The sequence below is a fragment of the Nocardia sp. NPDC004340 genome, from assembly GCF_053602575.1.
Window position 1 is genome coordinate 433,694 of sequence record NZ_JBSGDW010000004.1, and the last position, 13,423, is coordinate 447,116.

Genomic DNA, 13,423 nt, shown 5'->3' on the forward strand with positions numbered 1-13,423 from the left:
CACCATGAACAGGGTATTTCTCACCCAAGTTTCACACTAACCTTCAACGATACTGTCGAAGGCAGTCCTTCTGGAAGGAGTGCCATGTCCGCAACCACCCCCACCTCGCTGAGCGCGATCGGCCGCCGAGTCGATGACCGAGTGAACCTGGGCCTCGCCCTGGACGAGCTGCTGTCCACCCGCACCACACCCCCGGTCGTGTTCGCGCTCGGCGAGCCGACCCACGGGATCGCGGCATTCCCGCTGCTGCGCAACGACATTCTGAGTGAATTGGCCGAGCGTGGGTTCCGGTCGATCGCGCTCGAGATCGATTTCCTCGCGGCGCGGATCGTCGACGACTACGTCAATGGGTCGGAAGCGGCGATCGACAGCGTGCTGTCCGCGGGGTTCAGCCACGGCTTCGGATCGATTCCCGGTAATCGTGAACTCGTCGAGTGGCTGCGCGAATACAACGCGGGCCGCGCGCCCTCGGAGCGGGTGCGCTTCTACGGATTCGATGCGCCGGTGGAGTATTCGGGCGCGCCGAGCCCCCGGTCCGCCCTGTGCGCGCTGGCCGGCCGGCTGCCGAAGGCTCTGCTGCCCGCATCGGTCACCGAGCTCGACGGGCTGCTCGGCGCGGACTCCGAGTGGACGAACCAGGCGGCCATGTTCGATCCGTCGGCCTCGATCGGCGACTCCGACCGCGCCCGCGCGCTGCGCCTGATCGCCGACGACCTCGCCGATGCCCTGCACCGCGCAGGACCCTCGCTGCGCGCGAACGATCCGACCGGTTACGCCGAAGCCGTCACCCAGGCGCGGATAGCGGTAGGGCTGCTGCGCTACCACGCCGCCATGGCCAGCTCCGGCCCTGACCGCATCGGCAGCCTGTCCAGCGTGCGATCGGAGATGATGGCGGACAACATCCGCGCGATCGTCGAGCGCGAGCAGCAGCGCGGCCCGACCCTCGTCTTCGCGCACAATTCGCACCTGCATCCCCGGGTGCCGGACCAGCCCGCATGGAGCAGTGCGGGCGCGCTGGCCGCCTTCACCCTCGCCGAGCGCTATCTGTTCGTCGCGACCGACGCGACCCCTGATCCGGTTCCGGACACTCTCCAGGGTGTGCTCGCCGAGGCGACCCCCGGCCGCGCCCTGTTCCCGGCGCAGGCGCTCGGTGCCGCCCTGTCCCCCGCGATCGTGTCCGCCGAACCGATTGTGCGCGGCCATTTCCCGCTCACGCTCGCCGATCTCGACGGCGCCGACGCGGTCGTCTTCCTCACCGACACCGACGGCGTCCAGCATCAGTACTGGTAGTGAACGTCCGACCCGCGGACACCCGGCCACGGTCGGGTGTCACGGAATTGTCTGTGCCCACTGCCAGACTCACCGGTATGCGGTGGGCGGTGGCGGAGACGGGTGACGGCGGGGCACGGGTGTGCCCGCTGGACGAGCGCGGCCGTCCGGCGAGCCCGGTCGTCGAGGAGTCCTCGCTCGCGGAGGCGGTGCGGGCGCGGCCGGAGGTCGAGCGGTGGGTGTGGCGGTCGACGACGGCGATCTACAAGCGGCTGCTCGACGCCGGGGTGCGGGTGGACCGCTGCTACGACGTGGAAGCGGCCGAGGCGCTGCTGATCGGGCACGAACAGGGCCAGACGGGGCAGGCCCGGTCACTGGCCGCCGCGTGGGCGCGCCTGCACGGCCTGCCGGTTCCCCAGGACGCGCCCGCCCGGGCCGCCGACACCGAACCGACCCTGTTCGAATCCGGGCCGGTGCCACTGCCGTCCGGGACCGACGAGTTCACCGCGCTACTCGAGGTGTACGCGGGACAGGTGGCGCGCACCGCCGCGGCCGAGTACCCGGCCCGCATGCGCATGCTGCTCGCCGCCGAGTCCGCGGGGCTGCTGGTAGCCACGGAGATGTCGCGCGCCGGGATTCCGTGGCGCGCCGATGTCCACCGTGAGCTGCTCGATTCCCTGCTGGGCGAACGCGTGCCCAGCGGGTCGGAGCCGCGACGGCTGGCCGAGCTGGCCGACGAGGTGTCGCGGGCCTTCAGGACCGGGACGCGGGTCCGGCCCGACCTCCCCCAGGACATCATCCGCGCGTTCGCCCGCGCGGGAATCCTGTTGTCCTCCACCCGCAAATGGGAACTCCAGGACATCGACCATCCGGCCGTCGAACCGCTGCTGGAGTACAAGAAGCTCTACCGCCTCCACACCGCCCACGGCTGGTCCTGGATCGACCAGTGGGTGCGCGACGGCCGATTCCGCCCCGAGTATCTGCCGGGCGGCACGGTGACCGGCCGCTGGACCACCAATGGTGGTGGCGCGCTGCAGATTCCGAAGATCGTGCGCCGCGCCATCCGCGCGGATCCCGGGTGGCGGCTGGTGGTCGCCGACGCCGACCAGATGGAACCCCGAGTGCTGGCCGCCATCTCCCGCGACCGCGGCCTGATGGAGGTGGCGGGCCGCGGCGAGGACCTCTACGCCGACCTGGCCGCCCGGGCCTTCGGCGGTGACCGCGCCCAGGCCAAGATCGCCATGCTGGGCGCGATCTACGGCCAGACCTCCGGCGACGCGCTCACCCACATGGCCGAACTGCGGCGACGCTATCCGGCCGCGGTCGCCTTCGTCGACGACGCGGCCACCGCCGGCGAACAGGGCCGCCTGGTCCGCACCTGGTTCGGCCGAACCTGTCCTCCTGCAACCGCTTTCGACCAACCCGACGACGAAGCGGGCGGTCCCCCGGGTTTCGGCAGCACCCCGCGCGCCCGCGCCCGAGGCCGCTTCACCCGCAATTTCGTCGTCCAGGGCAGTGCCGCCGACTGGACGCTCCTGGTGCTCGCGGGCCTGCGCCACGCCCTGCACACCGCCGGACTACGCGCGGAACTCGTGTTCTTCCAGCACGACGAGGTCATCGTGCACTGCCCCGAGGAGGAGGCCGCGACCGTCGCCGAGGCGATCGCCGCCGCCGCGGACACCGCCGGTCAGCTCGCGTTCGGGCCGACCCCGGTGCGCTTCCCGTTCACGACCGCCATCGTCGAGTGCTACGCGGACGCGAAATAGACCCCTACTGCTCGCCCGCGCTCTCGAGCAGTCGCGCCTGGTAGTGCCGCATGCCCGCCAGCCAGCGGTCGTAGTCGGCGCCCTTGCGGCGGTACATGTCGAGGACTTCCGGGTGCGGCAGGATCAGGAAGCGTTCGTCGTCGACGGCGGCCAGCACCAGTTCACCGACCTCGTCGGGGGTTAGGACCGCGCCCGCCGAGGTGACCGCGCGGGTGGCGGCCATGCCGAGGGTGTCGCCGGAGTGTTCGCCCGCGCGCAGCAGCGGGGTCTCCACGCCCATGGGGCACAGGCAGCTGACCCGGATCCCGGCGTCGCCGTAAGTCACCGAGAGCCATTCGGCGAATCCGACGGCGGCGTGCTTGGTGACCGAGTATGCGGCCGAACCGATCTGGGTGAGCAGCCCCGCCGCCGAGGCGGTGCTGACGAAGTATCCCTCGCCGCGTTCGACCCAGCCGGGCACCAGCAGCCGCGCCGCACGGATGTGCGCGTTGAGGTTCACGTCGAGCGTGACACCCCAGTCCTTGTCATCGCCGAGCCCGACCCCGCCCATGACGCCCGCATTGGCGAAATACAGGTCCACCGGCCCGAATTCGGTCTCGCAGCGGGCGATGAGCTCGGCGATGCGATCGGCGTCGGCCACATCGGCCCCGACCGCCACCGCCGCGCCCGGGAATTCCGGTTCCAGCGCGGCGACCACGGCCGCGGCCGCGTCTGCGTTCAGATCCGCCACCACCACCCGCGCCCCAGCGCGCACCAACCGGGCGGCGATCGCCCCACCGATGCCGCCGCCACCTCCGGTGACGATGGCGTTCTTACCCGCGACCTGCACGAATGCTCCCTCCAGCCGATTCCGGCCGCCGATCCGCGCCAGCGGAGGCTGGATCGAACGCGCCGGCTCATGGAAATATGAACCCTGCGTCGGATTCAAGTTCATGACTCCCCCGGCGTCAACCGTCCCGGCCTCGAGAGGTGAACAACCGATGCGGACAGCACATCCGGTGGACGAGTGGAATCGCCTGGGCAGCAGGCAGGTCGCGACCAATGGCATCGAACTGCGGGTGGTCGAGCACGGCGAGGGCGCGCCGGTGATCTTCTGCCACGGGTTCCCGGAGCTCGGGTTCTCGTGGCGGCATCAGGTGTTCGCGCTGGCCGAGGCCGGTTTCCGGACGCTGACACCGGATATGCGCGGCTACGGCGGCAGTTCCCGACCGGCCGAGATCGAGGCCTACGACCTGCTCACGGTGTGCCGGGATCTGGTCGGGCTGCTGGACGCGTACGGGCTCGAGGACGCGATCTTCGTGGGCCACGACTGGGGCGCGTCGGTGGTGTGGCATCTGGCCCGCGAGTTCCCGGAGCGGGTGCGGGCGGTGGCGGGGTTGAGCGTGCCCGCCACCCCGCGCTCGTCAGCGCCGCCGCTGCCGATCATGCGCAAACGGCTGGGCGAGGACTTCTACATGGTGTGGTTCCAGGAACCCGGCGTCGCCGACGCGGTGCTGGCGGCGGACGTGCGGCGCACGCTGTTGCGTGACGACATCGTCACCGCGAGCACGTTCCTGGACACCAGCGAGCCGGAACCGCCGCTGCCGCCGTGGCTGAGCGAACCCGAATTCGATTACTACGTGGACGCTTTCACCCGCACCGGGTTCACCGGCGGGCTCAACTACTACCGCACCCTCGATCTGACCTGGGAGCTGACCGCGCACCTGGACGGCGCGAAGATCGACTGCCCGTCACTGTTCATCGCCGGGTCGACCGATCCGGTCATCCGTTTCACGCCGATGCACAAGATGGCCGGCATGCTCGGTGATCTGCGGGGCTCGATCATCCTCGACGGCGCGGGCCACTGGATTCAGCAGCAGCGGCCCGAGGAGGTCAATGCCGCGTTGCTCGAGTTCGCGCGTGGCCTGGGCTGACCGGTCAGTCCGTCTTCAGTTGCAGCGCGTTCACCCACAGCTGGGTCAGGGTGGTGACCAGCTTCTCGAACGGAATCCGTTGCTTCTGAACGAAAACCATCGACGCCATCCGGCTCACCATGGATGACAGCGCGTGCGCGGTGATCATCGGATCCAGGTCGGCGCTGGCCTGCCCGGACTCCTGTAGTTCGCGAATCATGCGCGCATTGCGCTGCGCGAACGCCTTCCCGCGTTCCATCCGCATGCGCCGGAAGTTCTCGTCGATCTGGGCGACCTGTTCGAACAGGGCCATGAGCCGGGCATTGCGCTTGTAGGACAACAGGTAATCGCGGTTGGCCGCCTCGATCAGGGCGCGCGGATCGGTGATCCCACTGCGCTCTCGCACGTGCGGATGCAGCATCTCCTCCGACACCTGCTCGACCAGCGCGGCGAAGATCTCTTCCTTGCTGTCGAAGTAGGTGTAGAAGGATCCGGCCGCCATACCCGCCGTCTTGGAGATGTCGGCGATCTTGGCGTCCAGGTAGCCGTCCCGCTCGAACACCTCCCGGGCGGCCGCGATCAGCGCACCCCGGGTCCGCTGTCCACGCCGGGTGGGCGGCGCGGCCCGCCGCGACGCACTCTCGCCTGCCATCGATTCGGACGCCAAAACTGATCACTGCCTGTCGTTTCGCGGATGATTCTCCAGGCAGCAACCGTATCAATACGGGCGGGCCGGACAGCACAGGACGGCACGCGCCCGCCCATCCGCCGTTCGGCGGCGGGTCGGGTGGAGACTGGGCGGATGCAGGAAGCCTCGCAGGTGATCGTGGTGGACGCCGCCAATGTGGTCGGGTCGCGGCCGGACGGATGGTGGCGCGACCGGGCCGGGGCGGCGCGGCGGCTGCTCGGCGAGCTGGGTGAGCTGCGGACGCGACTGCCCGGGTCGACGCGGATCATCGTGGTGCTGGAGGGCGCGGCCAAGGCCGCCGCCCGGGGCGATGACGGGCAGGCCGCCGACGGTGAGAGCGGGTCGGCGGGATTGCGCGTGGTGCTGGCCGGCGGGTCCGGCGACGACACGATCGTCGAGGTGGTGGCCGCCGAGGTCGGGGGCTCCGATCCCATGCCCTCGATCACGGTGGTGACGGCCGATCGCGGACTGCGGTCGCGGGTCGAATCCCTCGGCGCGACAACGGTCGGGCCCGGCTGGCTTCGAAACCACCTGTCATAGGCGGCCTTCCACCCCTGATGATCGCGTTTACCCCGATACCGCCCTGAGGCGATATCCCCCGCGGGTGGGATTTCCCGGGCGGCGGTTTTCGGTAGGTTCGGAACGGTGCAGCCGCCGTTGAACGTTCGTCTGCGCGGGGTGGGCCTGATATTCGGTGTGCTCTGCGTGTCCCTGCTGGGTTCCTGGTTCGCGCCGCAGGCCCGGGCCGACGGGGCCGTGAGCGGCGGCGATCTGACCGTGGCGCAATCGCTCGGGGCCCGCGAGCTGACCGTTGTGGTGCGGCGGGCCGAGGCCGGGCCCCTGCGAGTCGAAGTCGTGACGCACGCGGGAACAGCGCCGGGGAAGCTCGCGCTCACCGCGACGCCCGTCGATCGCGGGGGCGAGACGTCCACGGGGACTGTCGAGCTCGGTGGTCGGCCCGGTATCTACGCCGCGACCCTGCGGGTGGATCACGCGGGACCGTGGGAGTTGACCGTCTCCGATGGCGAACGCACCGCGCGGATTCCGTTCCTCGTCGCCGCGCGGGTCGTGACGCCCTGGGAGCGAGCGGCCTACGGGGGATTCTTCGCGGCCGGAGCACTGCTGCTGGTGGCCTTGGGCACCGCACTGCTCTCCAAGCGGGGGTGGCCGACCCTGATCCCGGTGGGTGCGCTGATCGCCGCGGTGACGGTGGGCACGACCGGGGCGGTGTTGTCCTCGCACGCGCCGCAGCCGCGGCCCGCGGGCAGTCTGCTCGATCCGACCTCGGGCAATATCGGAAATCCCTATCCGGAGCGGGAGCTGCCGCTGACCACGAATTACTCACGGCCCCCGGCCAATCTGACGGTGCGCGCGCAGCCCGCCGACACGGGCAAACCAGCCGAGCTCGCGCTGTCGCTGACCGACTCGGCGACGGGGCGGCCGGTGGACGACCTGCTGGTCAGCGATGACGCGCTCCTGCATCTGATGGTGGTCGGGCCCTCGGGTCGGCTGTGGCACCGGCATCCGATCCGGGTCGCACCCGGCGAGTATCGGGTCAGTCTGGGGTCCATGGAGTCCGGGGATTACGCGGTGGCCGCCGAGATCGCGCGGCGCGGTGGCGGCGTGCAATTGCTGCGCTCGGCGCTGCGGATCAGCGGCCGGGGCGACTCCGGTCCGGCCGATGGCCGGGGCGTCGCGCCGAGCGGGGCCACACTGACCACGACCGAGGCGGTCTCGGGTGAACCCACCACGCTCACCGCCGCATTCGGCGGTCCAGCCGATCTCCAGCCGTGGCTGGGCATGGTCGGTCATCTCATCGCGGTGGGCCCGCTGCCCGAGGGGGTGCCCGCGGGAACGGCCGCGGCCACCGTCCCCGTCTGGGCGCACGCGCACGCCATGGCCCCGCTGCCCGCCGTCGGCTCGCAACCGCCCGACGAGACCGTGGCCGCGTTCGGCCCGAATGTGGCGTTCACCTTCACTTTTCCACTGCCCGGCCGGTACCTGGTGTGGGCGCAGGCCGAGCGCGGCTACTCGGTGATGACCGTTCCGGCCACCGTCGACGTTCGAGCGGGGGTTCCGCAATGACCAAGCGCACCGGAGTGATCGTGGCCGTCGTCGCCGTCCTGGCGGCGGTCGCGGCGTGGCTGTGGTGGCCCGCCGATGCCGCGCCCTCGGTGTCCCGCAGCGCCGCCGGGCCCTATCAGGTGGAGCTGCGGGTGTCCGGCGGGTCCGCGCACGCCGGTGACAACACCGTCGATCTCGAGATCACCGACGCCCAGGGCACGGCCGCGACGCCGGACAAGGTGTCGGTGGAGCCCGCCATGCCGCAGATGGGGCATGCCCTCCCGCCGAGCGCCGCCACGGTGGTGACGCCGGGCCATTACCGCGCGACGGTGACGCTGCCGATGCCCGGGCAGTGGGAGATCGCCGTGAAGCTTTCCGGCGCACCGGGTTCCGGGAGCGCCGTCTTCTCCGTTCAAGCCAATTGAATCGAAGGAAAGAGGATCAGGAGCAGCACATGGACCTCACCGCCAATGGTCGCGGGCTCACCGCCGAAGCGACCGCACCGATCACCGTCCGCCCCTGGCTACCCGCGGCGATCCTGTTCGCCGCCAGTATGACCTTCGCCGTCGGGTCCACCTGGGACATCCAGTGGCACACCGATGTCGGACCCGACACCTTCTTCACGCTGCCGCACCTGTTCATCTACGCCAGTGCGGCGGTGGCCGGATTCACCGGTCTGACAGTCATTCTCATCACCACCGCCGCCGGTCGCGCGGGCCGCCGGGTGGACGGCGAGCTGGGCGGTCCCGGTATCGGCGTATTCGGCCGCACGTTCACCGCGCCGCTCGGGTACATGGTGGCCGCCCTCGGCGCGGCCTCGTTCCTGCTGTACGGGCTGTGGGATCTGTGGTGGCACAGCCTCTACGGGTTCGACGCCATCATCGACTCGCCGCCGCACATCGGGTTGTTCCTGTCCAGCACGGTGATCTCGGTCGGCACGGTGATCGTGTTCGCGGCGGCGCGGGCGCACCGGTGGGGCCGGGTGGGCGCGCTGTTCGCGCTGGCGCATCTGGCGACGTCGAGCACTGTCACCGCGCTGGCGGTGCAGCGGCTCAGCACCGGGTCGGTGCGGTGGACCGTGGCCGTCACCGCGTTCATGGTGATCCTGCTGATGGTGGTCGGCGCCGGCTTCGAACGGTGGGGCGCGACCATCACCGCGATCTTCGCCTCCCTGACCCAGGGCGTGTTCTGGTGGTTCGCGCCGTGGGCGGCCCGGACCTACGCCGATTTCGTGGGATTGCCCATGCGCGAACACATTCGGGGCATTCCGGCGACCCCGGCGCTCATCCCGTTCTGCCTGATCGTCGTCGGCGTCGTGATCGACCTGCTGCTGCGCCGCGCCGACGCCCGGGCCCGCCTGCTGCCCGTCCTCGCCGGCGCGATCGGCGGGGCGATCATCGGCGGCTTCAACCCCGTCCAGCAGATCATCATCTACGACGCCCACCTCCCCCGGGCCGCGGTCATCGTGGCCACCACCATCGCGGCCGCCGCGCTCGGCGGGCTGGCCGGGTACCTGGGCCGCCCGTTCGGCGAGATGCTGCGTCTGGCCGCCCCCTCCGAGAAGGTCAGCGCATGATCAACCGCCTCGTCACCCTCGCCGCAACGCTTTTCGCGATCATCGGACTGACCGCGGCCACCGCGGGCACGGCGTCGGCGTATCAACCGGTGAACATCGTGCACACCGAACACGTGCAGGCCGGCCCCTATTCGATCACCGTCGGCTTCAGCGAATGGCCCCTGCGCGCCATGCAATCCCTGGACTTCACCTTCATCCCCGACGGCGGTGTCGACGACAAGACCGGCACCCTCACCGAATACCAGCCGAACGGCAAAGTCCGTCGCGCCGAACCCCTTTCCCGGCACCCGCGCAAACGCGACGTGTGGGGCCTGGATGTCCGCTCCCTCGACCAAGAGGGCACCTGGAAGTTCCATTTCGTCATCGACGGCCCCCAGGGCCGCGGTGAAGGCGACCTGGCCAACCTCCAGGTGCTCGAACAGCCCGGCCCGCCACTGGGAATCAGCTGGGCGATCAGCACCCTCCCCCTGATCGGCCTGATCGCGTTCCTCGTTCACGCCTGGCGTCGCAACCGCCGCCCGACCCCGGCCCTGCAGCCGGTGTGACGCCCTGCCCGGTAGTCCCGACGCCCGCGCGGGGCTACCGGCGGAGCGCCCCGCTCGCCCTCGGTCTTCTCGGCTTTGTGACACGCCGATGATCTCTGCGTGTATCGACTGCAGGCGCGGTCCCATTCGCCTAGCGTGATCACGTTGGCGTCGAGAGGGGTCGAAGATGCGGGCCGGGATGTTGAGCGTGACGGACCTGGTGGCCAGGGTCGAGGCGGGCACCGTGGACACGGTGCTGGTCGCCATGACCGACATGCAGGGCAGGTTGCAGGGAAAACGTTGCTCGGCACGGTATTTCGTGGAGGAAGTGCTGAACCACGCCACCGAGGCCTGCGACTATCTGCTCGCCGTGGATGTGGAGATGACCACCGTCGACGGGTACGACATGTCGTCCTGGGACACCGGCTACGGCGACTTCGTACTGCGCCCGGACCTGAGCACCCTGCGGCTGCTGCCCTGGCTGCCCGGCACCGCGCTGGTGCTGTGCGATGTCGAGCAGGTCGACTCCCACGGCGACCACGGACAACCGGTCTCCGCCTCCCCCCGGCAGGTGCTGCGCGCGCAGCTGGATCGCCTGGCCGAGCACGGGTTGTACGCCTACGTCGGCACCGAACTCGAGTTCCTCGTCTTCGACGACACCTACGAGTCCGCGTTCCGTAGCGGCTACCGGGACCTGACTCCGGCCAACCAGTACAACGTCGACTATTCGATGCTCGGCACCGCCCGCATCGAACCCTTGCTGCGCCGCATCCGCACCGAAATGTCCGGCGCGGGAATGTATGTCGAGTCGGCCAAGGGCGAATGCAACCCGGGTCAGCACGAGATCGCATTCCGCTACGACGAGGCGCTGGTCACCTGCGACAACCACAGCATCTACAAGACCGGCGCGAAGGAGATCGCGGCGCAGGACGGCCGCAGCATCACCTTCATGGCGAAATACAATGAGCGGGAAGGCAATTCCTGCCACATTCACATCAGCCTGCGCAATGCGGGCGGCGATCCGGTGTTCACCGACGGCGACGGCCCCTCGAAGCTGATGCGGCACTTCATCGCCGGACAGCTGGACTCCCTACGGGACCTCACCTATTTCCTGGCCCCGAACATCAACTCCTACAAGCGCTTCCAGGCCGGTAGCTTCGCCCCGACCGCGCTGGCCTGGGGCCGCGACAATCGCACCTGCGCCCTGCGCACCGTCGGACACGGCCCGTCGCTGCGCTTGGAGAACCGCATCCCCGGCGGCGACGTGAACCCGTACCTGGCCGTCGCGGCGGTCATCGCCGCGGGCCTGCACGGTATCGACCAGCAGCTCCCCCTGGAGCCGGAGTTCCACGGCAACGCCTACAGCTCCAACCGCCCGCGGGTACCGAAGACCCTGCGCGAGGCCGCGCAGCTGTTCGGCGAGAGCAAGGTCGCCCAGCAGGCGTTCGGCACGGACGTGGTGCGGCATTACCGCAATGCCGCACAGGTCGAGCTGGACGCTTACGATGCGGCGGTGACCGACTGGGAGCGCATCCGTGGCTTCGAACGACTCTGACCCCGCACGGCGGCCGATCATCGGCCTGCCCACCTACTCCGAACGCACCCGCTTCGGCCACTGGGACGTGGACGCCGCCGTGCTGGCGCGCACCTACGTGGACCTGACCGAGCGGGCGGGCGGGATTCCGGTCCTGTTGCCGCCCACCGGCTCCGCGCGGCCCGAGCTGATCGAGCGCCTCGACGGCCTGGTCCTCACCGGCGGCGCGGACCTGGACCCGGCCCGCTACGGGGCGGCACCCCACCCCGAGACGGGCCGACCGCGGCTCGACCGCGACGAATCGGAATTCGGGCTGTTCGAGCTGGCCCGGGAGGCCGGTCTGCCGATCCTGGCGATCTGCCGCGGACTCCAGCTCGTGAACGCCGCCCTGGGCGGCACGCTGCACCAGCACGTCCCGGATGTGGTCGGCCACACCGATCATTCCCGCACGCCCGGCGTCTTCACGGTCACGACCGTCACCACCGTGCCGGGCACCCGGCTGGCGGAGATCACCGGACCGGAGTTGAAGGCGCACTGCCACCACCATCAGGCCATCGACACGCTCGCCCCCGAACTCACCGTCGCCGCCCACGCCCAGGACGGCATCATCGAGGCGGCCGAGACCCGCGACGGACCGTTCCTGCTGGGCGTGCAATGGCATCCGGAGGAGAACGCGACCGAGACCCGCCTCATGCGGGCCCTCGTCGATCAGGCCGCACAGTACGCGAAGGAGCGCAACCGGTGACCACGACCGACGTCGTAAACCCCGCCACCGAGACCGTGGTGGCCACCATCGAGGCGGCCGACGCGGCCGCCACCGACGCCGCCATCGAACGCGCCCACCGCGCGTCGGCCGGCTGGCGGGCCGTCTCCCCCGGCGATCGGGCGCGACTACTGCGCCGCTTCGCCGAGGCGGTCGACGCCGAGATCGAACAGCTCGCCCGGCTCGAGGTGAGCAATGCGGGCCACACCATCGGCAATGCCCGCTGGGAGGCCGGCAATGTCCGCGATGTGCTGCACTACAGCGCGGGCATGCCGGAACGGTTGATGGGCAATCAGATTCCGGTCGCGGGCGGGGTGAACATCACCTTCTGCGAACCGCTCGGAGTCGTCGGCATCATCGTGCCCTGGAACTTCCCGATGCCGATCGCGGCGTGGGGCTTCGGGCCGGCGCTCGCGGCCGGGAACACGGTGGTGCTCAAGCCCGCCGAGCTCACCCCGCTCACCGCGATCCGGCTCGGCGAGCTGGCCCTGGAAGCGGGCCTGCCCGAGCATGTCTTCCAGGTGATCCCGGGCCGCGGCTCGGTGGTCGGGGCGCGTTTCGTCACGCATCCGGCCGTGCGCAAGGTGGTGTTCACCGGCTCCACCGAGGTGGGCAAGCAGATCATGGCCGGTTGCGCCGACCAGGTGAAGCGGGTGACCCTCGAACTGGGCGGCAAGAGCGCCAATATCGTGTTCGCCGACGCCGACCTGGAGCGCGCCGCCGCCACCGCGCCCTACGGCGTGTTCGACAATGCCGGGCAGGACTGCTGCGCCCGCTCCCGGATCCTGGTGCAGCGCAGCGTCTTCGACCGCTTCCTCGAACTCCTCGAACCGGCCGTGCGGGGCGTGCGGGTCGGCGATCCGGGTGACGAGTCCACCGAGATGGGCCCGCTCATCTCCGCCGCCCACCGCGATCGCGTCGCCGGATTCCTGGAACCGTCGACCAAGGTGGCGTTCACCGGCGCCCGCCCCGACGGTCCCGGATTCTGGTTCCCGCCAACGGTCGTGCTGCCCACCTCCCCCACCGACCGGGTGCTCACCGAGGAAGTGTTCGGACCGGTCGTCGCGGTGCTCCCGTTCGACGACGAGGCCGACGCCCTGCGCATCGCCAATGACACCGAGTACGGTCTGTCCGGCTCGATCTGGACCTCCGACGTCGGCCGCGCCCTGCGCGTGGCGCGTGGCGTCGAGGCGGGGAACCTGTCGGTGAATTCCCATTCCTCCGTGCGGTATTGGACGCCGTTCGGCGGATTCAAGCAGTCCGGTCTGGGCCGCGAGCTGGGCCCCGACGCGGCGAGGGCCTTCACCGAGACCAAGAACGTCTTCCTCGCCACCGAATAACCCGCAC

At 70.2% G+C, this 13,423-nt stretch carries 13 protein-coding genes; 11 read left to right on the plus strand and 2 right to left on the minus strand.

The genetic code is table 11. The features are described 5' to 3' along the window. The first annotated feature begins 84 nt into the window (after window positions 1-84). Together ACWEOI_RS18590 and ACWEOI_RS18595 are read left to right on the plus strand one after the other, a co-directional pair. Complete coding sequence (locus ACWEOI_RS18590) at window positions 85-1,290, plus strand: erythromycin esterase family protein (RefSeq protein WP_452360360.1); 1,206 nt, start codon at window positions 85-87, stop codon at window positions 1,288-1,290. Between the two features lie 53 nt (window positions 1,291-1,343). Next, on the plus strand, window positions 1,344-3,035 hold the full coding sequence (locus ACWEOI_RS18595; RefSeq protein ID WP_452360361.1) for a bifunctional 3'-5' exonuclease/DNA polymerase: 1,692 nt from the start codon (window positions 1,344-1,346) through the stop codon (window positions 3,033-3,035). A gap of 4 nt (window positions 3,036-3,039) precedes the next feature. Here the strand turns inward: ACWEOI_RS18595 and ACWEOI_RS18600 are convergent, their stop codons facing one another. After that, window positions 3,040-3,864: an SDR family oxidoreductase gene (locus tag ACWEOI_RS18600; protein ID WP_379274361.1), complete on the minus strand. Its 825-nt coding sequence runs from the start codon at window positions 3,862-3,864 to the stop codon at window positions 3,040-3,042. A 151-nt stretch (window positions 3,865-4,015) separates the two neighbouring features. Here ACWEOI_RS18600 and ACWEOI_RS18605 point away from each other — a divergent pair, with 151 nt between their 5' ends. Next, window positions 4,016-4,948, plus strand: coding sequence for an alpha/beta fold hydrolase (locus tag ACWEOI_RS18605; protein WP_433672647.1), 933 nt, complete (start codon window positions 4,016-4,018; stop codon window positions 4,946-4,948). Window positions 4,949-4,952: 4 nt separating this feature from the next. Here ACWEOI_RS18605 and ACWEOI_RS18610 read toward each other — a convergent pair whose 3' ends face one another. Continuing rightward, window positions 4,953-5,579 carry a TetR family transcriptional regulator gene (locus tag ACWEOI_RS18610; RefSeq protein ID WP_433672646.1) on the minus strand — a complete coding sequence of 209 codons (627 nt, stop codon included), beginning with the start codon at window positions 5,577-5,579 and terminating at the stop codon, window positions 4,953-4,955. 150 nt (window positions 5,580-5,729) lie between these two features. On the opposite strand from ACWEOI_RS18610, the gene ACWEOI_RS18615 reads away from it, so the two are divergent. The 8 genes from ACWEOI_RS18615 (at window position 5,730) to ACWEOI_RS18650 (ending at window position 13,416) form a co-directional block, all read left to right on the plus strand. After that, window positions 5,730-6,155 (plus strand): hypothetical protein, encoded by a 426-nt coding sequence (locus tag ACWEOI_RS18615; RefSeq protein ID WP_433672645.1) that lies wholly within the window; start codon window positions 5,730-5,732, stop codon window positions 6,153-6,155. Window positions 6,156-6,260: 105 nt separating this feature from the next. Then, window positions 6,261-7,700, plus strand: a complete 1,440-nt coding sequence (locus ACWEOI_RS18620; protein ID WP_452360362.1) for a hypothetical protein — start codon at window positions 6,261-6,263, stop codon at window positions 7,698-7,700. After that, window positions 7,697-8,104 carry a FixH family protein gene (locus ACWEOI_RS18625; RefSeq protein ID WP_433672643.1) on the plus strand — a complete coding sequence of 136 codons (408 nt, stop codon included), beginning with the start codon at window positions 7,697-7,699 and terminating at the stop codon, window positions 8,102-8,104. Before ACWEOI_RS18620 ends, ACWEOI_RS18625 begins: the two co-directional genes overlap by 4 nt. Before the next feature lie 29 nt (window positions 8,105-8,133). Then, entirely contained in the window at window positions 8,134-9,255 is a 1,122-nt protein-coding gene (locus tag ACWEOI_RS18630; RefSeq protein WP_433672642.1) for a hypothetical protein, read from the plus strand. After that, entirely contained in the window at window positions 9,252-9,800 is a 549-nt protein-coding gene (locus tag ACWEOI_RS18635; protein ID WP_433672641.1) for a hypothetical protein, read from the plus strand. Before ACWEOI_RS18630 ends, ACWEOI_RS18635 begins: the two co-directional genes overlap by 4 nt. 178 nt (window positions 9,801-9,978) lie before the next feature. Further along, the gene (locus ACWEOI_RS18640) at window positions 9,979-11,334 is read left to right on the plus strand and encodes a glutamine synthetase family protein (RefSeq protein WP_452360363.1); all 1,356 of its coding nucleotides are present in this window, start codon (window positions 9,979-9,981) and stop codon (window positions 11,332-11,334) included. Continuing rightward, entirely contained in the window at window positions 11,315-12,058 is a 744-nt protein-coding gene (locus ACWEOI_RS18645; protein ID WP_452360364.1) for a gamma-glutamyl-gamma-aminobutyrate hydrolase family protein, read from the plus strand. Before ACWEOI_RS18640 ends, ACWEOI_RS18645 begins: the two co-directional genes overlap by 20 nt. Beyond that, window positions 12,055-13,416, plus strand: a complete 1,362-nt coding sequence (locus ACWEOI_RS18650; RefSeq protein ID WP_433672638.1) for an aldehyde dehydrogenase family protein — start codon at window positions 12,055-12,057, stop codon at window positions 13,414-13,416. Before ACWEOI_RS18645 ends, ACWEOI_RS18650 begins: the two co-directional genes overlap by 4 nt. The last annotated feature ends 7 nt before the right edge of the window (window positions 13,417-13,423 follow it).

What these genes read in the sequence shown, in the direction of transcription:
- ACWEOI_RS18640 (WP_452360363.1), top strand. Translation starts at nt 9,979, where the DNA reads ATGTTGAGCGTGACGGACCTGGTGGCCAGGGTCGAGGCGGGCACCGTG.
- ACWEOI_RS18635 (WP_433672641.1), top strand. Translation starts at nt 9,252, where the DNA reads ATGATCAACCGCCTCGTCACCCTCGCCGCAACGCTTTTCGCGATCATC.
- ACWEOI_RS18630 (WP_433672642.1), top strand. Translation starts at nt 8,134, where the DNA reads ATGGACCTCACCGCCAATGGTCGCGGGCTCACCGCCGAAGCGACCGCA.
- ACWEOI_RS18610 (WP_433672646.1), bottom strand. Translation starts at nt 5,579, where the DNA reads ATGGCAGGCGAGAGTGCGTCGCGGCGGGCCGCGCCGCCCACCCGGCGT.
- ACWEOI_RS18625 (WP_433672643.1), top strand. Translation starts at nt 7,697, where the DNA reads ATGACCAAGCGCACCGGAGTGATCGTGGCCGTCGTCGCCGTCCTGGCG.
- ACWEOI_RS18590 (WP_452360360.1), top strand. Translation starts at nt 85, where the DNA reads ATGTCCGCAACCACCCCCACCTCGCTGAGCGCGATCGGCCGCCGAGTC.
- ACWEOI_RS18615 (WP_433672645.1), top strand. Translation starts at nt 5,730, where the DNA reads ATGCAGGAAGCCTCGCAGGTGATCGTGGTGGACGCCGCCAATGTGGTC.
- ACWEOI_RS18605 (WP_433672647.1), top strand. Translation starts at nt 4,016, where the DNA reads ATGCGGACAGCACATCCGGTGGACGAGTGGAATCGCCTGGGCAGCAGG.